Annotated in this window: 18 protein-coding genes and 2 pseudogenes; 14 read left to right on the top strand and 6 right to left on the bottom strand. The window is 31.3% G+C overall.

Annotation, left to right across the window (positions count from 1 at the left end; translation table 11 throughout):
* Positions 1-10 precede the first annotated feature (10 nt).
* From SJY27_RS16835 to SJY27_RS16825, 3 genes and pseudogenes are all read right to left on the bottom strand, one after another.
* Positions 11-202 carry a DUF2892 domain-containing protein gene (locus SJY27_RS16835; protein ID WP_397446033.1) on the bottom strand — a complete coding sequence of 64 codons (192 nt, stop codon included), beginning with the start codon at positions 200-202 and terminating at the stop codon, positions 11-13.
* Between the two features lies 1 nt (position 203).
* Positions 204-2,831 (bottom strand): annotated as a pseudogene (locus SJY27_RS16830) (efflux RND transporter permease subunit); the annotation flags it as partial.
* Positions 2,832-2,926: 95 nt separating this feature from the next.
* Positions 2,927-4,014: pseudogene (locus SJY27_RS16825) on the bottom strand (TolC family protein).
* Between the two features lie 180 nt (positions 4,015-4,194).
* Here SJY27_RS16825 and SJY27_RS16820 point away from each other — a divergent pair.
* The 11 genes from SJY27_RS16820 (at position 4,195) to SJY27_RS16770 (ending at position 17,720) form a co-directional block, all read left to right on the top strand.
* The gene (locus SJY27_RS16820; protein WP_397446032.1) at positions 4,195-5,430 is read left to right on the top strand and encodes a DEAD/DEAH box helicase; all 1,236 of its coding nucleotides are present in this window, start codon (positions 4,195-4,197) and stop codon (positions 5,428-5,430) included.
* 45 nt (positions 5,431-5,475) lie between these two features.
* Complete coding sequence (locus tag SJY27_RS16815; protein ID WP_397446031.1) at positions 5,476-6,021, top strand: hypothetical protein; 546 nt, start codon at positions 5,476-5,478, stop codon at positions 6,019-6,021.
* 120 nt (positions 6,022-6,141) lie between these two features.
* Positions 6,142-6,549 (top strand): carboxypeptidase-like regulatory domain-containing protein, encoded by a 408-nt coding sequence (locus SJY27_RS16810; RefSeq protein WP_397446030.1) that lies wholly within the window; start codon positions 6,142-6,144, stop codon positions 6,547-6,549.
* Positions 6,550-6,554: 5 nt separating this feature from the next.
* A complete protein-coding gene (locus SJY27_RS16805) occupies positions 6,555-7,565 on the top strand; it encodes a transglutaminase domain-containing protein (protein WP_397446029.1) in 1,011 nt (336 codons plus the stop codon).
* Positions 7,566-7,629: 64 nt separating this feature from the next.
* The gene (locus SJY27_RS16800) at positions 7,630-8,520 is read left to right on the top strand and encodes a neutral zinc metallopeptidase (protein WP_397446028.1); all 891 of its coding nucleotides are present in this window, start codon (positions 7,630-7,632) and stop codon (positions 8,518-8,520) included.
* 4 nt (positions 8,521-8,524) lie between these two features.
* Positions 8,525-9,043 carry a GNAT family N-acetyltransferase gene (locus SJY27_RS16795; RefSeq protein WP_397446027.1) on the top strand — a complete coding sequence of 173 codons (519 nt, stop codon included), beginning with the start codon at positions 8,525-8,527 and terminating at the stop codon, positions 9,041-9,043.
* Between the two features lie 268 nt (positions 9,044-9,311).
* Complete coding sequence (locus SJY27_RS16790) at positions 9,312-10,199, top strand: ABC transporter ATP-binding protein (RefSeq protein ID WP_397446026.1); 888 nt, start codon at positions 9,312-9,314, stop codon at positions 10,197-10,199.
* Between the two features lie 29 nt (positions 10,200-10,228).
* The gene (locus SJY27_RS16785) at positions 10,229-13,873 is read left to right on the top strand and encodes a M1 family aminopeptidase (RefSeq protein ID WP_397446025.1); all 3,645 of its coding nucleotides are present in this window, start codon (positions 10,229-10,231) and stop codon (positions 13,871-13,873) included.
* A gap of 218 nt (positions 13,874-14,091) precedes the next feature.
* Positions 14,092-15,273 carry a nuclear transport factor 2 family protein gene (locus SJY27_RS16780; protein ID WP_397446024.1) on the top strand — a complete coding sequence of 394 codons (1,182 nt, stop codon included), beginning with the start codon at positions 14,092-14,094 and terminating at the stop codon, positions 15,271-15,273.
* A gap of 5 nt (positions 15,274-15,278) precedes the next feature.
* Complete coding sequence (locus SJY27_RS16775; protein ID WP_397446023.1) at positions 15,279-15,905, top strand: TMEM175 family protein; 627 nt, start codon at positions 15,279-15,281, stop codon at positions 15,903-15,905.
* A gap of 276 nt (positions 15,906-16,181) precedes the next feature.
* Positions 16,182-17,720, top strand: coding sequence for an IS1182 family transposase (locus SJY27_RS16770; protein WP_397446022.1), 1,539 nt, complete (start codon positions 16,182-16,184; stop codon positions 17,718-17,720).
* Positions 17,721-17,828: 108 nt separating this feature from the next.
* Here the strand turns inward: SJY27_RS16770 and SJY27_RS16765 are convergent, their stop codons facing one another.
* A complete protein-coding gene (locus SJY27_RS16765) occupies positions 17,829-18,179 on the bottom strand; it encodes a DUF2493 domain-containing protein (protein ID WP_397446021.1) in 351 nt (116 codons plus the stop codon).
* A gap of 198 nt (positions 18,180-18,377) precedes the next feature.
* Positions 18,378-18,782: a DUF6943 family protein gene (locus SJY27_RS16760; RefSeq protein WP_397446020.1), complete on the bottom strand. Its 405-nt coding sequence runs from the start codon at positions 18,780-18,782 to the stop codon at positions 18,378-18,380.
* 532 nt (positions 18,783-19,314) lie between these two features.
* Here SJY27_RS16760 and SJY27_RS16755 point away from each other — a divergent pair.
* From SJY27_RS16755 to SJY27_RS16745, 3 genes are read left to right on the top strand one after another with little or no spacing between them, the layout of a single operon-like run.
* On the top strand, positions 19,315-19,533 hold the full coding sequence (locus SJY27_RS16755; RefSeq protein WP_397445947.1) for a helix-turn-helix domain-containing protein: 219 nt from the start codon (positions 19,315-19,317) through the stop codon (positions 19,531-19,533).
* Positions 19,520-19,855 carry a HipA N-terminal domain-containing protein gene (locus SJY27_RS16750; RefSeq protein WP_397446019.1) on the top strand — a complete coding sequence of 112 codons (336 nt, stop codon included), beginning with the start codon at positions 19,520-19,522 and terminating at the stop codon, positions 19,853-19,855. Before SJY27_RS16755 ends, SJY27_RS16750 begins: the two co-directional genes overlap by 14 nt.
* On the top strand, positions 19,848-20,789 hold the full coding sequence (locus SJY27_RS16745; RefSeq protein WP_397446018.1) for a HipA domain-containing protein: 942 nt from the start codon (positions 19,848-19,850) through the stop codon (positions 20,787-20,789). Before SJY27_RS16750 ends, SJY27_RS16745 begins: the two co-directional genes overlap by 8 nt.
* Positions 20,790-21,923: 1,134 nt before the next feature.
* Here the strand turns inward: SJY27_RS16745 and SJY27_RS16740 are convergent.
* A complete protein-coding gene (locus SJY27_RS16740; protein WP_397446017.1) occupies positions 21,924-22,880 on the bottom strand; it encodes an alpha/beta fold hydrolase in 957 nt (318 codons plus the stop codon).
* Between the last annotated feature and the right edge of the window lie 5 nt (positions 22,881-22,885).

The following is a 22,885-nucleotide window of genomic DNA, read 5'->3' as shown; positions in this document are numbered from 1 at the left end:
ATGAACTTATTTACTCTTTTACCTTAAATACTTTTCTTAAAATGTCATCCATCAAACACCATTTGGTTATTGCAGATTGCAATAAGTTTGCACCTACAAAAGCGGTAAACCATAACCAATTGATATGCACTGTTACTGCAAGAATTACACTTAATAGAATAAATGTACCTGCTATGGCTCTAATCATTTGTTCTCTTTTCATTTTATTTATAGTTTTTACGTTCAATTAAATAATATACTAATGGCACAACCAACAAGGTTAATATGGTTGCTGTGATGGTACCCCCCATTAAAGAAATGGCTAATCCTTGAAAAATAGGATCGAAAATGATAACAAACGCACCAATTACAACTGTACCTGCTGTTAATAAAATAGGTGTGGTTCTTACTGCTCCAGCTTCAATAACGGCTTGTTTTAAGGGTGCCCCTTCTGCTAATCTTAAATTAATAAAATCGATAAGCAACACAGAGTTTCTAACCATAATACCTGCTAAAGCAATCATTCCTATAAATGAAGTTGCTGTAAAATAGGCATCCATCATCCAATGCCCAACAATAATACCTACCATAGATAAAGGTATGGCCACCATCATAACAATTGGTGCTTTAAAGTTTTGAAACCAACCTACAATTAAAATGTAAATTAAAATGATTGCACCACCAAAAGCAGTACCTAAATCTTTAAAAACCTCTAAGGTAATCTGCCATTCACCATCCCATTTTATGGTATAATCATCCTCATATTTAGGTTGATTTAAATACGACTCATTCAATTCATAGCCTTTAGGCAATTCAATTTCCTTTAGTTTTTTATCCATTCCTAAAATAGCATATGCAGGACTCTCTAATTCACCAGCCATTTCTGCGGTTACATACACCACACGTTTTTGGTTTTTACGATAAATACTTTTGGCGCTCGTTTTTTCTGTAACATCAACCACATCACCCATAGAAATCAGGGTGCCTTGTTGCGATTTTATTTTAAGTTGTAAAATATCTTGTACAGAAGATTTTTCTTTTTCATCTAAAGTCAACACCAAACCAATTTGATTGGCAGCATTTTCATTATACAAGGTAGTAATTTCTTGATCTGACAATGCCAGATACATGGTATGCGTAACCTCTTTAGGAGCAACACCATACAACATTGCTTTTTGCTTATCAACCACAAATTCATATTCTGTTTGGTTGTCTTCAACCATCCAGTCGATATCTACAACATCATCAGTTTGTTGTAAAATACTTTTAATACTATCTGCAATAGCCATTTGTTTTTTATAATCTGGCCCATATACCTCTGCTACTATTGTTGACAATACTGGTAGTCCTGGTGGCACCTCTACTAATTTTACATTTGCACCAAATGATTTTCCTATTTTTTGAATATCAGCTCGCATTGACTTTACGATATTATGACTTTGTGCACTTCTATTATGCTTATCCGTTAAATTTACCTGAATATCTGCCATATGATTACCTGCTCTCAAATCGTAATGTCTTACCAAACCGTTAAAAGTTATTGGTGCAGAAGTACCTATATAATTTTGATAATTCACCACTTCTGGTCTATCTGACAAATATTGAGCAATTTCTTTGGTAACTGTAGCTGTTCGCTCTAAAGTGGTACCTTCTGGCATATCAATTACTACTTGAAACTCGTTTTTGTTATCAAAAGGCAACATTTTTACAGCTACAGATTTTGTAAAAAACATACTAAGTAACCCCAATAAAAGTAAGGTTGTAATGCCTAAAAAACCCCATCTTTTTACGCTACTTTCTAATAAAGGCTTTTCTAGCTTTTCATAAATTCTATAAATTGCTGTTTGTTGTGGACCTTTATTTTCTTTGTCTTTTGATGAATTATCTGACTTTTTATCTTTTTCACGTAAAAAGATAAATCCTAAGTATGGCGTAATTGTCAATGCTACAAATAATGATAAAATCATAGCTATTGATGCGCCTATTGGCATTGGGCTCATATAAGGTCCCATTAAACCAGATACAAATGCCATGGGTAATACTGATGCAATAACCGTAAATGTTGCTAAAATTGTTGGATTCCCAACTTCATTTATCGCAAATAATGCTGCCTCTTTAAAGGGGAGTTTTTTCATTTTAAAATGACGGTGCATATTTTCTGCAATAATAATAGAGTTGTCTACAACAATACCTGTTACAAATACCAGCGCAAATAGTGTAATTCTATTCAACGTATAATCTAGCATATAATAGCTTAATAAGGTTAAGGCAAAAGTAATAGGTACAGACAAAAACACGACTAAACCACCTCTCCAGCCCATAGCCAACATCACCACTAAAGTTACTGCAATAATGGCTCCTATTAGGTGCATTAATAATTCTGATACTTTTTGCGAAGCAGTTTCACCATAGTTTCTGGTAATTTCTACATGCACATCATCAAGTATTAAGTTGGTTCGCAAATGTGAAATTTTATCTAAAATAATATCAGAAATTTGCATGGCATCTGCTCCTTTTCTTTTGGCAATTGAAATGGTTACTGCAGGATACTCCGATTTATAGCTGGTACTTTTTGGGTTTGCTTTACCAAAACCCAAGCTCACATAATTTTTAGATATTTCTGGGCCATCTATAATTTTAGCCACTTGCTTTAAATAAACAGGGTTGTTTTGTTGTACACCAACTACTAAGTTTTCTACATCGTGCTTACTTTCTAAAAACTTACCTGTAGTTACTAAAAACTGATTATCATTTTTATTAAAACTACCAGCACTCATTTGTTGATTATTAGCTTTCACCATTTCTGCAACCGCTAAAAAATCTAATCCGCTAGAAGCTAGCTTATCTTTATCTTGGTTTTACATTGTTGGTACTCTAGCTTAGATTTTTCAAATGAGGCTTTGCTTTGTTGTTGTTTTGCAAACCTTTTGGCGCCTTTAAAAATATCCTAACTTAATTGTTCCCCAATAATGTAACCATCTGCACTGGTGCTAAATGCATTATTATCATACAATTGGTAGCTACCAAAAGCATTTAATCTTGGTAAAAAACCAACCTTATTCGCATTGTGCATTTCTTTGTGAGCATCAACTGCTAATTCCATTGCTTTAACATCTGCACGATTCTCAGATAATTCTGCCTCATTTAAAAGATTTACTTTTTTTACATGTAAACTATCTGTCGGTTTAAAAACAACATCTTGCGTTGTATTCATTAAAAAAGACAAATAATCTGAAATGTTTTTGACATTACTTTTAGCAATTTCTAAAGAGTTTTCAATTTCATTTGCGTAAACCTCTACTTCTAACACATCAGAACGTTTTAAAAAGCCTTGTTTAAAATGATTGTTTGCAATTTGCTTATTTGCTAAGGCAGTTTGCAATGATTTTTCTAAAACAGCAACACTTTTATAAGCCAATTGCAAATCCATATACGATTTTTTGCTCCTAGAACTACATGTTCTTTACCTCGTTGAGTTTGCAAATACGTAGCCTCTTTTTGTATTTTTAATGCTTTTCTTTGATACATCCCATCCATATTAAATAAAGGTTGTTTTACCTCTATTAAAGTAGCAAAGTTTTGAGTTTGAGACGGGTTGTTTAACAAGGCAGGATTAAAATCTGACTGTGTTAAAATTTCTTGATTTAGTTTAGAGCCAAAAGCAGCCAAAGGATTTGTAGTTACAATACCCGTATGCGAAGCTGTAACACTTGGCAAAAAAATAGCGTTTGTTTCTTTAAAATTTGCTTTCGCTTTGGCATAGTTTTGCTCAGAAATTTTAAGAAATATCTTTTGCTCTTTTATAGTTTCTATGAGTTTATTTTGAGTAAGCGGAACTACTTGCTGCGCAAAAGCAGGTTTAAGTAAGCCTGCTAGAACAATACATACTATTAAGTTTATTTTTTCATCATTAAAAATTATATGTGCAAAAATAGTTTTGGCGATTTCATGTATAGCGTAACTATTGTTACACAACAAAACCCGCTTACAACCAAATAGAAAGTTTATAATAAAGTGTAAATATTTAGAAAGCATTAAAGAACACTTGCAAATTTGGGCGATTTTGGCCTAGCTACACCTTAATGAAAAAATAAGACTTGTAACGTATTGGCGCATCAAAACCCGCTTAAACTAATGCACAACACCAAATTAACACGCAAATAAATCTCACAAAATAACGCTGTAATTAACATACCTTTGCAATAAAAATAATCGATGCAGTTTTCTGAATTACCTTTACAAAAATCTATCTTAAAAGCAGTTGCTGAAGCGCGTTTTCAAAGGCCCACTTTAGTACAACAAAAAACCATCCCTTTGGTTTTAGAACAAAAAAATGTAATTGTTGCTGCCCAAACAGGTACAGGTAAAACTGCAGCTTTTGCCTTGCCGATTATCAACTTGTTACTGGACAAACAAGATGCAGAAAAAGGAGCAAAAACCATAAAAATAGTGGTAGTTACACCTACACGCGAGTTGGCCTTACAGATTTTAGATAATTTTAAAAGTTATAGCAAATACACAAACCTAAGAACAACAGCTGTTTTTGGAGGCGTTGCGTTAGAACCTCAAAAAGAAATTTTAGCAAAAGGTGTAGATATTTTAGTAGCTACCCCTGGTCGTTTAATCGATTTACAAATACAAGGAAATATCGATTTAAGTCACCTTGAAATCTTTGTATTAGATGAAGCCGATTTAATGTTAGATATGGGTTTTATCAATGACATCAAAAAGATTGAAAAATTAACGCCAAGAAAAAAACAAACCCTACTCTTCTCTGCAACCATACCAGATAAGATTGATGAATTGGCAAAATCTGTGATTAAAAATGCAGTTAAAGTTGAAATAAATCCAGAAGAAACTACCGCAAAAAACATTGGTCAGTTGCTGTATTATCTTCCTAAAAAACACAAAACAGATTTATGTTTGCATTTGTTACGCAATACAATTCATGGTAAAATTATCATTTTTAGGCGCACCAAATTCGGAGTAGATAAACTAGAGCAAACCTTACTCAAAAACGGCTACCAGGTTACAAGTATTCACGGAGATAAAACCCAAGGAGTTCGCAACAAAGCCATAGAAGATTTTAAAAGCAAAAAAGCAACTCTTTTAATTGCTACAGATGTTGCTGCAAGAGGAATTGACATTACCAATGTAGATGCTATTATTAATTTTGATATTCCAAATGTGCCAGAAACTTATGTGCATAGAATTGGTAGAACTGGTAGAGCAGGAAAATCGGGTATTGCCTTTTCATTTTGTTCACCAGATGAAAACGACTACATTAAAACTATAGAAACTTTAATTGAAAAACCGATTAAAGTAATTGACAACCATCCTTACCCAATTCACAAACCAAAGCACAAAAAGAAGCAACCCAACACCATCAGCAAGCACAAAAAAGGAAGAAAATCTGAGGCTTCTAAGAAAAAGAAAAAACGTTGGTATTAATATCAAAATTATTTTTTTTTATCTTAGTCACTCAATTTAATTAAAATGACCAAAAAATCTGTCTTTTCTTTTTTAAGAGAAATCTCAATTATTATTATTGGCGTTTTAATTGCTTTATTTATTAGCAATTGGAATGAGAATAGAAATAATAATGATTATGTAAAAAAGGCTAAAAATTACATTAAAAAAGAAGTAATTAGAAATAAGAGTGATTTAAAGAGTGTTGTTGAAAAACATGACAAAACGATAGACTCACTTTATAAATTTAAAAAGAGAGATGATTATTCAATTCGAGATTTCTTAGAACATATGGAGGGTTTTCAACTCTCGGAATTACGTAATACTGGTTTGGCTTTTTTTGTGGCCAACAAAGCAGAGTTGATTGATTTTAAAACCATATCTCAACTATCCTCAATGGAAAGTTTAAGCAAATTTGTAGCTTTTAAAGGTAAAATTGTTATAGATTTTATTTACAAAAAAATGGAAAGTACAGCAGCTAAAGATAAAGAAACGTTAATAATTCATTTAGAAGAATTGATGGAAACCGAAGAAAATCTATTAGAGATTTGTAATGAATATTTAAAAGTCTAATTTTTAAATTAACTAAATAAAAAGTACCTTTAACCTCTAAAAAAGAACGAGTTACTCATTATCGTTATTACAATTGAGTAAAGGCTTATAATTTTGAAGTGAATTTAAAAACATATACTTATGAAAACTATTAAAACACTTAAAGTGCAAAAATCAACAGCTATTTTATTTGGTCTTTTTTTATCCTTTTGCTTAAGTTCTAATAATTTCTACGGACAAGAAATTACCGTAAAAGGAATTGTTAAAGGACAATCTTTTGAAACCGTTGAAATTTTAAATGGTGCTAATATTTTTTTAAAAGACACAAAAACAGGCACCAGTACTAACAAAAAAGGTGAGTTTACCTTTCCTAAAAAACTAAATATTGGCGATGTTTTAGAAATTTCTTATTTAGGTTATGTAAAGAAAAGAGTCACTATTAAACCAAATTCGAGTTTTTTAAACATCACTTTACAAGAAGATGACAATCAAATGTTGGGCGCATTAAATAGCAATAAACGTTATAAATCTAAAAGACAAAAAGACTAAAATCAATGCCCAAATTTACGCTCTGTATTTTTCTATTTTTAGCTTCTTATGGTTTTGCACAGCAATCCGATTTTAAACATATCGATTTTAGCAAAGCAGATCAAATTGCCAAAAAAGTAAAGTCGAAAAGGTTATTTGAGTTGAATAAACTCACCTTTGAATTAACCAAAGATTTAAAAACAGATGTAGAAAAATTCAGAGCCATTTATATTTGGATTTGCAACAATGTTGCCAATGATTTTGGTTTATATGCCGCAAACGAAAGAAAAAGAAAACGTTTTGCAGAAGATTCTTTAAAACTACAGAACTGGAACTCTAAATTCAAGAAAAAACTTTTTAAAAAGCTGTTAAAAAAGAAGCGAACCATATGTACTGGATATGCGTATTTATTAAAAGAAATGTGTACAACTATAGGCATAGAAAGTAAAATGGTAAATGGTTTTGGCAGAACTGCTGCTGTTGATTTCAATACGCTTACCATGCCTAATCATACTTGGAATACAGTAAAACTGAACAACAAATGGTATTTGTGCGACCCAACTTGGTCTACAGGCATCTCTTTTCCAGAAGAAGGTAGGTTTAAATTCATTTATAATGATGGCTATTTTTTAACAGAGCCCAAATTATTTTTTTACAATCATTTTCCACTAGAAAGTAAATACACCTTGTTAAAAAAAAACACTTTGAACTTTAACGATTTTGTAGATGCGCCTTTATTGTATGGTGATGCTTATCAAATTCTTGAAAAACACATTTCACCAAAAAAAATGCATCACACCATTTCAAAAGGAAGTAGTTATTCTTTTGAATATCAACTTAAAAAAGAGGCAAATGCAAAAAGGGTAAAATTTATTATTGATAGTGGTTCTACAGAAAAAACGGTAAAACCACAAATTGAGTTGCAAGAAAAACACTTAAAACTAACTCAAACTTTTAATAGAATCGGTTTTTTTGACATGCATTTATACATGGACAACAAACTGATGGCTACCTATACTTTTAAAGTGATTCAATAGCGCAATTACTTAAATATTTAAAAATAGTAGTACATTTAGCGCCTAACAGCAAAAAGTAGCATCAATGAAATGGAGAAGCAGACGCACCAGCAGTAATGTGGACGACAGAAGAGGAATGTCTTCTGGAAGAAGTTCTAATAGAGGTGGATTATTAAAATTGTTACTCCCCTTAATTCTCAGGTTAATTACTACAAAAAAAGGATTAATTATTGTCGCTCTTATTTTAGGAGTACTCTATTTTACAGGTACCAACCCCATACAACTTTTAACAGGTGGTACTTCAAATCAAATTCAAAATACAAATTACAAAGGTTCTGCCAAAGAAAATGAATTGGCTGAACATAGCAAACGTGTTTTAAAAAGCACAGAAGATGTTTGGAACAAATTACTCAATAATTACAGAGAACCTACTTTAGTTTTATTTACAAATTCTGTTTCTTCAGCTTGTGGTTATGCTTCTAGTACAACAGGTCCGTTTTATTGTCCTGGAGATGATAAATTATACATCGATTTAAGTTTTTTTCAAGAAATGGCAACGCGATTAAATGCACCTGGAGATTTTGCCCAAGCGTATGTAATTGCGCACGAAGTTGGGCATCACATTCAAAATATCATGGGCACCACTACTAAAATGCAAAGACTGCGTGGAAAAATTAGTCAAAAAGAATACAACCAACTTTCTGTAAAATTAGAATTACAAGCAGATTTTTTAGCCGGAGTTTGGGCACATCATTCACAAAATATGGATCTTATTTTAGAACAAGGCGATTTAGAAGAGGCTTTAAACGCTGCTTTTGCTATTGGCGATGATCGATTGCAAAAACAAGCTTCTGGCAGGGTGGTTCCTGATTCTTTTACGCATGGAACATCTGCCCAAAGAATGCGTTGGTTTAAAAAAGGTTTTGATACTGGAGATATTTCTCAAGGTGATACGTTTAGTGCAACTTCATTATAATAAAATGTCATTTACAATACAAAAAGCAACTCCTAAAGACATTGCAGCTTTAACCAAAGTTGGTAAAAAAGCGTTTTATGAACCTCATAAAGATGCAATTCCTAAAGCAATTATAACAGATTATATGCGCACTAATTTTAGTGAGGCTGCTCTACTCAAAGAAATCAGCGATGCTAATTTTCAATTTCATGTCATCTACGTGAAGGATGTGTTGGCTGGATTTTCTAAAATTATCCCAAACACTCAAAATGAGCATATAAAAGCAGCCAACGTTACTAAAATGGAACGCTTATATCTTGTAAAAGAGTTTTATAATTTAGGCTTAGGCAAAAAATTATTTGAATTTAACCTCAACTTGGCAAAGCAAAAAAAGCAAAAAGGAATTTGGTTGTATGTGTGGATTAAAAACTACAGAGCCATTGAATTCTATAAAAAAAATGGCTTTAAAAAAATAGCTTCCTATAATTTTCCTATTTCTGCAACAGAAACAAGGCCTAATGATGTTTTGTATTTAGAATTCTAAAAAAAACTTCTGATACCTCTTTTTAAATCAATATAAAAAATCCATGTTTTAAAAATTTAGTTAGCGTTTTTAAAAAAATGAAAAAAGGTATAAAATTAAACCCTAAAATAGGTTTCAAAACAGTAGGTGATTTTAATTTTAAGATTTAAGAAATCCATACAAACCCCAATTTCATATTACACATATAAATCTAAACACCTCTCTATCAAACTCATTGCTTAATTTATTGTATATTGTTAGCAGATAACTACTAACTAACTTACAAACTATGGAATTACAAATTAGCAATTTGAGTAAAACGTATTCAAATGGTGTTCAAGCATTAAAAAACGTTTCTTTAACCATTCCCCAAGGAATGTTTGGTCTCTTAGGGCCAAATGGTGCTGGAAAATCATCTTTGATGAGAACAATAGCTACACTACAAGAAGCTGACTCTGGTACAGTAACTTTAGGAGATATTGATGTTTTAAAAAACAAATCTAAAGTAAGAGAAATTTTAGGCTATTTACCTCAAGAGTTTGGTGTTTATCCAAAAATTAGTTCATTTAACATGTTAAATCATATTGCTAAATTAAAAGGAGTATCTAGCAAAGGCGAAAGAAAAGACTTGGTAGAATCACTTTTAAATAAAACCAACTTATGGCATGTTCGTAATAAAAGTTTAGGTACGTATTCTGGTGGTATGAAACAACGTTTTGGCATTGCACAAGCTTTAATTGGCGATCCTGGATTAATTATTGTTGATGAACCGACTGCTGGATTAGATCCCGCTGAAAGAGTGCGTTTTCATAATTTATTAAGTGAAATTGGCGAGAACACTATCGTTATTTTATCGACTCATATTGTAGAGGACGTTTCAAATCTTTGTCATAATATGGCTATTATTTGTTTGGGCGAGGTTGTTGCTCAAGGAAACCCTTTAGATTTAACTAAAAATGTAGAAGGTAAAATTTGGAAGAAGGCCATACCTAAAACTGAATTGGAAAGTTATCAAAATGACCTTCAAGTAATCTCTACACATTTAAAAGCAGGACAAACTGTAATTCATGTTTTAAGTGATGACCAACCTGATAACTCTTTTACAAAAAGTGTAGCCAATTTAGAGGATGTATATTTTGCTGAGATAACTTCACGTATGGAATCTATTTCTATATAATTGAGTATAAACCTATAAAACAATCAATTATGTTTAAAGAAATTTTTCTATTCGAAATAAAATACAGATTAAAAAGACCTGCAACTTGGGCGTATTTTGGCATTCTATTAGCCTTTGGTTTATTCTTTTCTATTGGAGGTAATGGACCTGCATCAGAAAAAGTATTTGTAAACTCGCCAATTGCAATAGCTACAATGCTATCTACCATTAGTATTTTTGGGATAATGCTTTCTAGTGCAATTATGGGAGTTCCTATTTATAGAGATATAGAGCATAAAACTGAAAATTATTACTTTTCATACCCTATTACTGAAAAAGGGTATTTAATGGGACGTTTTTTTGGTTCTATGTTTGTGTTGCTATTTGTTAGTTTAGGCCTTCAATTAGGATTAATTATTGGTTTTGAAATTGGTCCTTATGCTGGTTATGAAGAAGCTGAACGTTTTACAAGTTTTAACTTTTGGTGGTACCTACAACCTACTATTTTACTGTATTGGACCAACTTTTTCTTTGCTGGTTGTATTTTCTTTGCCTTGGTAAGTTTAACAAAAAAAGTGATGTTAGCTTATGCTGGTGGTGCTATTTTATTTATTACTTATTTGGTAACGTTAACACTTTCTCAAGATATAGAATCTAAAGATTTAGTGAGTTTACTAGATCCGTTTGGACTTGGAACCTACCAAAATATTACACAATATTGGACACCCGAAGAACAAAATAACCTAACAGTTCCTTTTGAAGGTATGTTGGTTTGGAACAGATTACTTTGGGTAGGTCTAGGCGTACTTTTATTTTTATTTACCCTTTTTAGATTCGATTTTCAAAAATTCTTGAATAAAAATTACGATAAGAAAAAGAAGAAAAAAGAAGTAGCAAAAAGTGCATCAAATGCAGCACTTACTAAAATTCCTAAGGTTCAAAAAGTATTCTCGGGTAGTTTAAATATAAGATTACTATTTAGTCTTTCGTTTTTAGAATTCAAAAATATTGTTCGAGATAATTTCTTTAAAGCCATCTTAGCAGCTGGTGTGTTATTTTTATTTTTTGATGCTTGGTTTGGTTTCCCAATTTATGGTACACCTTCTTTACCACTAACGCTCTACATGTTAGAAGTTAAAGATTTTACCTATGTAATTCTCATTTTTATTCTAATTGTATTTATAACTGGTGAAGTTTTACATAGAGAAAGGGCAATTAGATACAACCAAATTTTTGGCTCTTTACCTATACCCAATAGAATTGTGTATGGTTCTAAATTTTTAGCATTAGCTCTTATAGCTTTTGTGTTGGTGAATATGGTTTTAGTTAGTGGCCTTATAAACCAAGTCATTAAAGGGTATTTTAATTTTGAATTTGGTAAATATTTTACAGACTTATACCTTATTGAATATCCCAGGTATATCATTTTTATCATGCTTGCTTTCTTTGTGCACTCCATAGTTACAAAGAAATTTATGGGTCACGTAATTGCAATTGCAATTTGGGCATTTTTGTTTGGGTTGAATAGTTTCGCAAACATCGATAACAATTTGTATTTGTATGGATACTCTCCAGGTTATACCATTTCTGATATGAATGGCTTTGGTCATTTTGGCGAATCTTTATTTTGGTTTCGATTTTATTGGCTTTCTTGCGGAGCCTTATTGGCTGTTATTGGTTATTTATTCTGGAAAAGAGGTACAGATTCTGGAATAAAATCAAGGTTTCAAGTTGTTAAAAGCAGGTTCACAATGCCTACAATCATTACAGTGACATGTTTATTAATTTTTTGGATTGGAGCTGGCTTTTATATCAACTATAACACGAAAACACTTAATTATTATGCAAATTCAGATACTGGAACAAAAAGCAGAGTTGATTATGAAAAAACCTTGAACAAATATGCCAAAATTAATCAACCTAAAATTATTGATGTTAAAGTTCATGCAGATTTAATGCCTAAAGATAGAAGCGCTACCATAAAAACCAATTTTATTATGGTTAATAAATCTGATGAGCCAATTGATTCATTGCATTTAAATTGGGGTGGAAAATCTAGTTTTAAAGTTAAAAAAGAAATATTTTTAATTGATAATGAAGCACCTGTTTTAGGAGAAAAATTTGATAAGTTTGGTTATGAAATTTACAAATTACCAAACACATTAATGCCTAATGATACTGCTAAATTAGAATTAAAAATAACACGATATTTTGAAGGATTTCCAAATGAAGGCACTGGATCTCAAATTGTGTATAATGGTACTTTCTTAAATAATGATTTTTTTCCTTCTTTTGGATATAGTGCACAAGGTGAAATTACTAGCGATAAAGATAGAAAAAAGTATAATTTACCCATCAAAGAATATTCTTTACCAAAACAAGATGATCAATGGGGCTTGAATAACTTGTTATTTAATGATGATGCAGATTACATTACTTTTGAAGGAACTGTGAGTACAGATTTAGATCAGATAGCCATTATGCCTGGTTATTTACAAAGAGAATGGGAAGAAAATGGAAGAAAATACTATTCATATAAAATGCGTGGAGAGTTAGATTTTTTCTATAATATTTCTTCAGCAAGATATGATGTTTTAAGAGATCTTTGGACAGGTAAAAATGGCGAAAAAGTAAATATTGAAATTTTTCATCATCCAACACATAAATACAACTTAGATAAGTTCGTAAAAGGTGTTAAGCACTCTCTAGATTATTTTACAGAAAATTATAGTCCTTATCAATACAAACAGATAAGAATTATAGAATTTCCAAGATATTCAACATTTGCTCAATCTTTTCCTAATACAGTGCCTTATGCAGAAAGTTTTGGTTGGGTTGGTGATTTCAGCAATCCTGAAGATTTAGACTATGTATATATGGTTACTTCACACGAAGTTGCACATCAGTGGTGGGGGCATCAAATTACGCCATCAGCAACAAGAGGATCGAATCAAATTTCAGAATCTATGGCAGAATATTCTTCTTTAATGGTGATGAAAAAAGAATATGGTATTGATGCTATGCAAGATTTCTTAAAGAGAGAATTGGATAGTTATTTAAGGGGAAGAGCTAATGAAAGTAAATTCGAAAAAACTTTGTTAGATAACGATTCTCAAGCCTATGTTTGGTATAGAAAAGGAGGGTTAATTTTATATGGTCTGCAAGATTTAATTGGTGAAAAGAACTTAAACAGTGGTTTTAAACGCTATATGGATGCTGCAAGATTTAGACCTAAAGCACCTTTTACAACTTCTTTAGAATGGTATAGTTATATGAAATCTGTAACACCAGATTCTTTACAATACTATTTAGAAGATAGTTTTGAAAAAATTACTTTATACAACAATAAAGTAAAAAAAGTCACCTATAAAAAATTAGCTGATGATGAGTTTGAAGTAACTTTAGAGGTAGAAAGCTCCAAGAGTTACTTTGATGGCAATGGTAAGCTTTTAGAAAAAGGTAATCAACCCAACCTTATTGAAATAGCTGTTTTTGATAATGATTCTAAAAATGATCAAAGTGTAACTATTAAAGTTCCGTTAATTATCAAAAAAATGTGGGTACAACCTGGTGTTAATACCTACACGTTTAAAACATCAAAACTGCCTATAAAAGCAGGAATTGATCCATATAATAAATTAATTGATCGAATTCCTGATGATAATTTAAAACCTGTTGAAGAAACAACAGAATAACATCTTAACTAAATGAAAACGAGGCTTTCTAAAAAGTAGGTTTGGATGTCATTTTGAGCGAAGTCGAAAAATCTATGTATTTAATTATCAATAAATAAGATTTCTCCTTTGCAGTCGAAATGACAAATTTTAATACTTTTCAGAAAGCCTCGTTTTTTACTTTTATTTTAGATTTTAAATACTATAAGAACAATTCATAAACCATTACTTTACTTACTATGAAAAATAATTTGCTTTTTATTTTTTTTATTACCCTTTCATTTTATGCACAAACCAATACAGAAATTCACGTTTTTGATATTAAAAAAATTGGTGAAAATTATGTTTTAGAAAACGGAAAAAACATATCCAATAATAGTGGTTATGATAGTCAACCTTATTTTTACGACCATTCTAAAGTTATTTTTGCATCCTCAAGAAACGGAAATACAGACATTGCTTTATACGATTTAAAACAAAAAAAGGCTGAACTTTATTATATTTCAAATACTGAAAATGGTGGCGAATATTCTCCTCAAAAAATACCTAATTCTAAGAATATTTCTGCTGTTCGTTTAGATAATGATGGTTTACAACGTTTGTACAGTTATCATTATAAAACTAAAAAATCAAAAGAATTAATTCCAGAATTAAAAGTAGCTTATCCTGCTTGGTTTGATAAAAACACCTTAGTTTCTTCTGTAATTGTGAATGATAGTTTGCATTTAATAATATCTGATATAAGGAAAAAAACAAACATAACTGTAGCAAAAATGGTGGGGCGCTCAGTGCATAGCATTCCGAATTCAACGTTGATGAGTTTTATCAGTAAAGAAAATGAGCAATACTGGTTATTAAAATCTGTCAATCCAAAAACAAAGGAGATTAAAACCATCACATCAGTAGGTAAAACTGAAGATGTTGCTTGGTTACCAGATGGCACTTTGTTAATTCCAAAGCAAGCTAAGATTTACAAATTCAATCCAAAAACAGACAAACAACCCTCGTTATTTTTTAGTTTTACTGATGAAAACATCAACAACATTTCTAGAATGGCTGTAAATGCTGATGGCACAAAACTGGCAATTGTTGCAGAAGTTTCACCCAGGTATTTGGCTGAAGCCCAATTAAAAGGATATAATTCTAGAGATATAAATGCTTTTTTAAAACCATTTGCACAAAATGTAAAAGTGTATCGTTTTCCAAACACATTAAGCTATGAAGGTTTGGAAAAAATGAGAGAAAATTATGCTTCGTTTTTTAAAAACACACCAGATTTGCACTGTGAAATACTAAACCGAATTGTTTATAAAGATAAAGTTATTGATCACGAATTGGTTACTGCAAACGGACGAACCTTTAAAGCTGTGGCTATTTATACCATAAAAAATGGTAAAATTGCAAGTGTAACTTTTATGTAGTTTGTATGAAACTCAAACATTCAAAAAATAGATTAGAAGCCCTTTCTGATGGTGTATTTGCCTTTGCTGCTACACTAATGGTGGTAAATATTGGTGCAAATACCAATATTACCTCTTTTAAAGAAGAACTGCCTAACTTTGTGAGTTTTGGCGTGAGTTTTTTTGTGATGATGGCAATTTGGAAAGTACATTACAACTTCTTTAGACGTACAGATTATATAGATAATTGGATTATTGCACTGAATATGATTTTGTTGTTTACAGTTTTATTTTACATTTTTCCAGTTCGCTCGTTATTAAGTGCAGGCATTGGCGGAGAAAGAATAAATATTGATGAATTTTCTAACATATTCCAATTATACAGTATTGGTTTTACTTTAATTTTTACAAGCTTATATTTTATGTATTTTAGAGCTTATTACAAAGACAAAACCAATGAGCACAACATCAAGTTATTGTTTTATTCTAGGCATTTTTTAATCTTTATTATACTAGGATTATTGTCTTTTCTTTTAGCTAAATTTCAAGTAGGTTTACTATATGGTGTACCTGGTTTTGTGTACGCTTTTTTAGGCCCTCTTTGTTATTTTCATTCGGTAAGATTTCATAAAAAACATAATTTAAATTATTAGTTTTCAATTTGCTTTAACGGATTAATACCAAAATATAAGATTGCTTTGATATAAGATTCTGGAATAAATATTAAAAAATTAATACATTCTATTCTTTATTGATTTTGATGTGTATTTCAATAAACTAAGCTAAAAATATCATTTAAAAAGGCTTATTGGTCAAAAATAGTTGGTAAAAATCTATGTAAGTCTTTGTATCATTGACAAAATTAAAGAGGCTGTCTTAAAAGGCAGTCTTTTTTTTGCATTTTTTTCTTGAATTTCTTATTTTTAAGAATGAATAGAAAAGTAGTTTTTAAGACCTATAGTCAAGAACAATTAAGTCTTTTACCACCCAGTTATGATGATTTAGTTCCCAAAAATCATCCCGTTCGAATTGTAAACACTATTGTAGACCATTTAGATATTGTTAGCTTAGAGCAAAGTTATAAAGGAGGAGGGACATCGAGTTATCATCCTCGAATGTTACTCAAAGTAATTATCTATGCGTATTTACGTAATTTATATTCATCAAGAAAAATAGAACAAGCTTTAACAGAGAATATTCATTTTATGTGGCTTAGTGGTCAGAGTAAACCAGACCATAATACTATTAATGATTTTAGAGGGAAACGTTTACAAAAAAAATTAAAAAAAATATTCTATCAAGTGGTTTTACTTCTTGTAGAACAAGGCGTTGTTAGCTTAAAGGATATTTTTGTAGATGGAACAAAAATAGAAGCCAATGCAAATCGTTACACCTTTGTATGGGGTAAATCTATAAAGACAAGTAAAGAGCGCATCAAAAAACAGTTAAAAGAACTTTGGACTTATGTTGAAAAAGTTTATAAAGACGAACAAGCCATACCTAATACACCTGATTTTGAAGCTATAGATGCTGATAAAATAGCAGCCACCATCGATCAAATCAATGACGCTTTACAGGGTAAAGAGATTGACAAGAAGGTAAAGCAAAAGTTAAACTATGCTAAGAAGAACTGGCCTTCTAATATGGCAAAGTACCAAAAGCAAGAAGCCATTTTAAAAGAGCGAAACAGCTACAGTAAAACTGATACTGATGCTACTTTTATGCGTATGAAAGATGATCATATGCAGAATGGACAACTCAAACCCGCTTATAATATTCAAGCTTCTACCAATAATCAATATCTAACCAATTATACGATAGCACAAACCACAGCAGATACTACCACACTAAAAGACCACCTCAATAATCATATAGAAAACTATAACCAAAACCCAGAAACTCTAACAGCAGATGCTGGTTATGGAAGCGAAGAAAATTATACCGATTTAGAAGATAAACACATTACTGCTTTTGTAAAATACAATTACTTCCATAAAGAACAGCTAGATAAAAAGAGAGCAAAAACAAATCCCTTCCATCCAGATGAGCTGCATTATAACAAAGAAACAGATACGTATTACTGTCCTATGGGACAAACGATGACTAACATTGGTAGTTATAAAAAGAAAACAAAAAATGGTTTTGAACAAGAAATTCATAGATACCAAGCACAAAATTGCAAGGGTTGTCCGCTCAGAAGCAGTTGTCATAAATCCAAGTACAATCGTATTATAGAACGCAATTACAATCTAATCCGATTAAAAGCTAAAGCAAAAACATTATTAACCAGTGAGCAAGGAATTGCAAAAAGGAAACAACGATGTTGGGATGTAGAGGCTGTTTTTGGGAACATAAAGCAAAATATGAATTTTAAACGCTTTATGCTAAGAGGAATAGATAAAATAAATGTAGAAATGGGGTTAATTGCAATAGCACATAACCTAAATAAGTATAGCTTAACGATATAAACGAGCTTTTGCTTTTTTAAAACAAAAGAAAATTAAAGCAAGAAACTAAAAATATACAAAAAAGAAAATCGCCTAAAAATTACTTTTTAGACGACCTCTTTTATAATTTTAATACATTACAACTTTGACTTTTAATCCTTTTTGATTTGCTAAACAAATCATATTTTGAGTACCTCTGCTCTTTCCATCCCAAAAAGCAATTAATATATCCGCAAGTTTTGCCATTTTATTATTTCTGATGGGTCCTGCAGCTTTTCCGAGTTTATTCCATTCTGCAGGAAATTTTATTAGGTTCAAACCTTTTTCATTTGCATATTGCATTGCTAATTTGTCAGCTCCTTTATAATGATCACCAGATACAATTACGATGTTTTTTTTATCCTGGAGGAAATGACTGCATTCCCTTTTTAGCTTTTGGTAATCTTTGAAGTTTCTACTTCCTGCTATTATTACTTTCATATGTTGGTTTTATTTCTTTTCATTTTTTCTTGATAAAAAACGAAACAAAAAATCAAGACTTACTTTTATTTTACTCGAATTCTACTTTTTATTCCATTTTCGAACCCAGGCCGCAAGCTTTTTGGGTTCTCTGAATTCCATAAAAATTGAATTTCTACAAAAAATAAAATAGGTCGTTTGGAAATGACATTTTGCTGTTTATGATCTTAGTAGCGCAATTTTTAATTTTGAAATGGTTGCCAGTTGTTGTTTTAGGCTTTCTTCAAAAGCCGTTATTTTTTTGAGTTTTTCAACTTTCATTTTCCATTGCTGTGTTTCGTAATTTTGTAAAGCAGTATTGATTACTTTTTTAGCGTCTGAGATACATATAAAAGGAATCACAGAACCTTTTAAATAATAGGCAAAGAATTTCCCTACTTTTAAGGATAGGCACAGGTAATACAGGGATTCTCTTTCTGCTCTTGTGGTTGTGGTGATTACAAAGCAATTTGGGCAAGGATTTTCTAGCGGTTTTCCAGAATTTAGTCCTTTGTTAAGTATGAAAAAATGAGGTTTTGCGTACGTGCGACCTGGTTGGTGTGTCTTAATCTGAAAAGTTGACATGGGTATCCAATTTAAAATTATGCTTCGCTGCGTTTGCTCACGCATTGTTTATTTTCCGAATGGAGTTCGCGAATTCCGTTTCACTCCATTTCGCACATAATTTTTATGGATTAAAAAGAGATATGCCTATATAAAAGTGCCTTTGGAAAGACTGTCAAGGTTTTTGGGTAAAAGTTTTTTATGTACATATTTTGTTTAAAAAAGAGAAAAGTCTACTAAAAAAAGTTTTATCCAAAACCCATAGAGCTTGACCTTTACAGGCTTAAAGCGATGGATGATGCAAGGCACTTATATTTGCTATCTTTTTTTATTTTATTTAGATTCTAAAACAGTTTCTTTTAGGTGTCGTATTTACCCTTATATTAAAAACGAAGGTAATTTTCACTAAAATCTACCCTTGTTTCTATTAAAATTAACCTTTTACAAACACCTATTATATCTAAAAGCATATAAAATGATAATATTTCACTAAATTATATCTAAAAACATATAATTTATTATATTTGCTTATATTTATATTTAAAAGCATATAATGGAGTTGTTGTCAGAATTTGTAAAAAAACGCAGAAAAGAAGTACATCTTACCCAAGAAGAGTTTGCAGAACGTGCAGGAGTTGCTTTAACAGTAGTGCGTAAAATAGAACAAGGTAAAACCAATTTGAACTTAGAAAAAGTGAATTTGGTTTTAGCAATGTTTGGTCATGAATTAGCACCTGTAGAAAGAAAAAAGATAGACGATGAGACAAGGTAATGTATATTATAAAAACATACTTGCAGGTAAAATTACAGAAACTGCAGAGGGAGACTATGTTTTTACATATGATGCTACTTATGTAACCCAATACCCTAAACAATTTATCACATTTAGTATGCCTGTAAGGATTGAACCCTATACATCAGATCGATTGTTTCCTTTTTTTGAAGGATTGATACCAGAAGGATGGTTGTTAGAAATTGCAACCAAAAACTGGAAAATAAAAGCCAATGACAGAATGGGATTGTTGTTAGCTTGTTGTCAAAATTGTATTGGAGCTGTTAGTGTTGTACCTATAAAAGAAAACGATGATGACTAAAAAAAACTGTTTGTATTGTTACAAAACATTAACTAATGAAGCTGATTTTCATGAAAAATGTGCCTTAGAATTCTTTGGAACGAAAGAAGTACCAGAAATACCTTATAGTCTTGAAGACATGGGAACTTTAGCTAAAAATGTAGTAGAAAGAAGTATTGCAGTACCAGGAGTACAACCCAAACTATCAATGTCTTTGGATACAAATTCAGAAACAAAAGAAACACCTAGACTTACCGTAGTTGGTGCTTTGGGAGGACATTATATTTTTAAACCACCTACTCCCCAGTTTAGAGAAATGCCAGAAAATGAGCATTTGACCATGCGTATTGCAGAAGTCTTTGGTTTGAACGTTGTTCCTTCAAGTTTGATACGTCTTGCTTCTGGAGAACTCGCTTATATTACGAAAAGAATAGATAGAACCTCTGAAGGAGAAAAAATACATATGTTGGATTTATTTCAGGTTACTGAAGCCTATGACAAATACAAAGGCTCTATGGAAAAAGTAGGCAAAGCCATTGGGCAATATTCTACAAATACTTTACTTGATAAAATCTTCTTTTTTGAATTGAGTTTATTCAGTTTTTTAACTGGTAATAATGACATGCATTTAAAGAACTTTTCTTTGATAGAAAGTGTTTCTGGATGGATTTTGGCACCTGCATATGATTTGTTAAATGTTAGCATTGTTTTACCAAAAGACACAGAAGAATTAGCTCTTACACTAGTAGGAAAAAAAAGGAAGTTACAAAAGGAACATTTTGAAATCCTTGGACAACTTTTAGCTTTGACAGACAAACAAATTAAAGGTGTTTTTAAACGAATGTTCAAAAATAAACCAAAAGCATTACAACTCATAAACGATTCTTTTTTATCTGATGAAATGAAAACTGCTTACAAAACTGTTTTAGAAAGTAGATATCAAAAAATAGTATAATACAACCTAACTTTCAGGCTCAACCTGCGTAGGTGGAGGTAATTAGTGATGTTGTAGAAATACCATTTAAAGCATATAATGTTACTTCTCTTTCATTTTAATTTGCCAATATTTGCGTTAAAAATACTCGACTTAAAACAATTATGCCTCTGTTTTTTACCTTAATCTTGGCAAATTAACTCAAAAATACTTCCTAAAATTATATGCTTTAACTGGTATGTGGAAAAAATAAATAAAGCGTATTTTAGAAAAAAATACACTTTTTTTATGCGCGGTGTTGAGGTGGTTGAATGGAATGAGAGAAAGGAAACCGAAGTTGCTGGATGCAAGGAAGCATTGAGGTGTCTTGAATGAATGTAATGAAACTACCACAGACACATGGAAAACATTACTAATTGCTGTAACCTACACCTTAACAACGCGACAAGCTGGCCTCTTCACTAAAACAGTCTACTAGACTGTTTCTTAACGTTCGATCCGGTGGGGAAAGTGGACTAAAATCTTTTGCTTAGCGAAATGAAACAAACAAATACTTGAGATAAGGAATACTTGGACTTAGCGATGGTTTTGTGCAGCTTGAATGAGATAAGGAATAGATTTTACTTACGGATTTAAGCTTTGAAAGAAAGGGTTTACATTTTATGTTTTTTGAATAATATCACTATTAATATATAAATCTAGAATATTATTGATAGTAGCTATTTGCGCGTTGGAAAGCGGCTATTTAGTTCACGACTTTTTTTATTTCTTTTAAAGTGTTCATGAATAGCGGCGAATTAGATTTATAACTACAAATTTTAGACGCGTGCGCCGCTATTTTACATAATGGCGTTATAGGGCAGAAAGTGAATGAATGTACCTATAACTGCGCATTATGTAACTTAGCTTTGGAGATTTTAGTTTTTTTATGAAAAAATAACATAACTACTTTATATCGTTGTTTTTGAGCGTACGAAAATAAAAGCTTTAGCATGCAAGTGCCTTTTGATATTAAGATGCTAAACTATTATTGGAAAGTCTTTCGACATTGCACAAAATAAAAGTCAGAACAAAAAACCAAACCAAATATTGCTTTAGCATTAACTTGATTTTTAGTTTTATATAACAGAATGCTTAACAAATAAAAAACTGTGATTAGCTAATATTTTTACTTTGATTTACTAACCATGATAAAATAATTTTATTAGTTTCTTCGGGTAATTCATGTTGAATATGATGGCCACAATCTAAACTAACAACACTTAAATTTGGCGCAAATTCATTTAACGATGGTGATTGAGGAATTACATCTTTTTCTCCATATATCATTAATGTTGGATGCTCAATTCTTGGTTTTATTTTTGCCATAAGATGCCAATTCCTATCCAAATTTCTATACCAATTGATTGCGCCTGTAAACCCAGATTTTTTAAATGACTTTACAAAAACAGCTAAATCATCATCATTCATAATTGGTTCGCCTAAAGAATGTTCTGCTTTTGCCAAATTCATCATTAGCATACCAGGTTCTGGAGGTAAAAGCGGTACATTCTTTTGAAATAAATTTCGGAAAAAGTTTTCTACATTATTATGCATAACCTTATCAGCAACACCTGGTTGTTTGTTAAAGTGTACAAAATAAAAATCTTCACCAAAAAATGCTTCCATCATTTCTAACCATGGTTTGTCACCACGTTCTTGATAAGGCAATGCCAGATTAATCACTTTATTAACTCGACTTGGGTGCAGCAAGGCAAGATGCCATACTACATTGGCACCCCAATCATGACCCATAAATGTTGCGTCTTTATAATTATAATAATCTAATAACGCCACTAAATCATCCGTCAAGTTAGTGATATCATAAGCTGACACTTCTTTTGGACATGATGAATTACCATAACCTCTTTGATTTGGCACTATCACATGATATCCTATTTTTACCAATGAAGGAATTTGAAAACGCCAAGAAAATGCATGTTCAGGAAAACCGTGACATAATACAATAGGATTACCTATATTTTCTTTACCTGCTTCAAAAACCTCTAATTCAATTCCATTTATTGGAATCAAAGTTGCTGATGGAAAGTTTATAGTTTCTTTTTTTTTCATCTTTT

It is taken from the genome of Polaribacter sp. R77954 (genome assembly GCF_044595335.1).
GTDB lineage: Bacteria > Bacteroidota > Bacteroidia > Flavobacteriales > Flavobacteriaceae > Polaribacter.
This window is presented reverse-complemented; position numbering and strand designations above follow the sequence as displayed.

What these genes read in the sequence shown, in the direction of transcription:
- SJY27_RS16795 (WP_397446027.1), top strand. Translation starts at nt 8,525, where the DNA reads ATGTCATTTACAATACAAAAAGCAACTCCTAAAGACATTGCAGCTTTA.
- SJY27_RS16780 (WP_397446024.1), top strand. Translation starts at nt 14,092, where the DNA reads ATGAAAAATAATTTGCTTTTTATTTTTTTTATTACCCTTTCATTTTAT.
- SJY27_RS16765 (WP_397446021.1), bottom strand. Translation starts at nt 18,179, where the DNA reads ATGAAAGTAATAATAGCAGGAAGTAGAAACTTCAAAGATTACCAAAAG.
- SJY27_RS16820 (WP_397446032.1), top strand. Translation starts at nt 4,195, where the DNA reads ATGCAGTTTTCTGAATTACCTTTACAAAAATCTATCTTAAAAGCAGTT.
- SJY27_RS16805 (WP_397446029.1), top strand. Translation starts at nt 6,555, where the DNA reads ATGCCCAAATTTACGCTCTGTATTTTTCTATTTTTAGCTTCTTATGGT.
- SJY27_RS16810 (WP_397446030.1), top strand. Translation starts at nt 6,142, where the DNA reads ATGAAAACTATTAAAACACTTAAAGTGCAAAAATCAACAGCTATTTTA.
- SJY27_RS16790 (WP_397446026.1), top strand. Translation starts at nt 9,312, where the DNA reads ATGGAATTACAAATTAGCAATTTGAGTAAAACGTATTCAAATGGTGTT.
- SJY27_RS16750 (WP_397446019.1), top strand. Translation starts at nt 19,520, where the DNA reads ATGAGACAAGGTAATGTATATTATAAAAACATACTTGCAGGTAAAATT.
- SJY27_RS16800 (WP_397446028.1), top strand. Translation starts at nt 7,630, where the DNA reads ATGAAATGGAGAAGCAGACGCACCAGCAGTAATGTGGACGACAGAAGA.
- SJY27_RS16770 (WP_397446022.1), top strand. Translation starts at nt 16,182, where the DNA reads ATGAATAGAAAAGTAGTTTTTAAGACCTATAGTCAAGAACAATTAAGT.
- SJY27_RS16755 (WP_397445947.1), top strand. Translation starts at nt 19,315, where the DNA reads ATGGAGTTGTTGTCAGAATTTGTAAAAAAACGCAGAAAAGAAGTACAT.
- SJY27_RS16835 (WP_397446033.1), bottom strand. Translation starts at nt 202, where the DNA reads ATGAAAAGAGAACAAATGATTAGAGCCATAGCAGGTACATTTATTCTA.
- SJY27_RS16760 (WP_397446020.1), bottom strand. Translation starts at nt 18,782, where the DNA reads ATGTCAACTTTTCAGATTAAGACACACCAACCAGGTCGCACGTACGCA.
- SJY27_RS16745 (WP_397446018.1), top strand. Translation starts at nt 19,848, where the DNA reads ATGACTAAAAAAAACTGTTTGTATTGTTACAAAACATTAACTAATGAA.
- SJY27_RS16740 (WP_397446017.1), bottom strand. Translation starts at nt 22,880, where the DNA reads ATGAAAAAAAAAGAAACTATAAACTTTCCATCAGCAACTTTGATTCCA.
- SJY27_RS16785 (WP_397446025.1), top strand. Translation starts at nt 10,229, where the DNA reads ATGTTTAAAGAAATTTTTCTATTCGAAATAAAATACAGATTAAAAAGA.
- SJY27_RS16815 (WP_397446031.1), top strand. Translation starts at nt 5,476, where the DNA reads ATGACCAAAAAATCTGTCTTTTCTTTTTTAAGAGAAATCTCAATTATT.
- SJY27_RS16775 (WP_397446023.1), top strand. Translation starts at nt 15,279, where the DNA reads ATGAAACTCAAACATTCAAAAAATAGATTAGAAGCCCTTTCTGATGGT.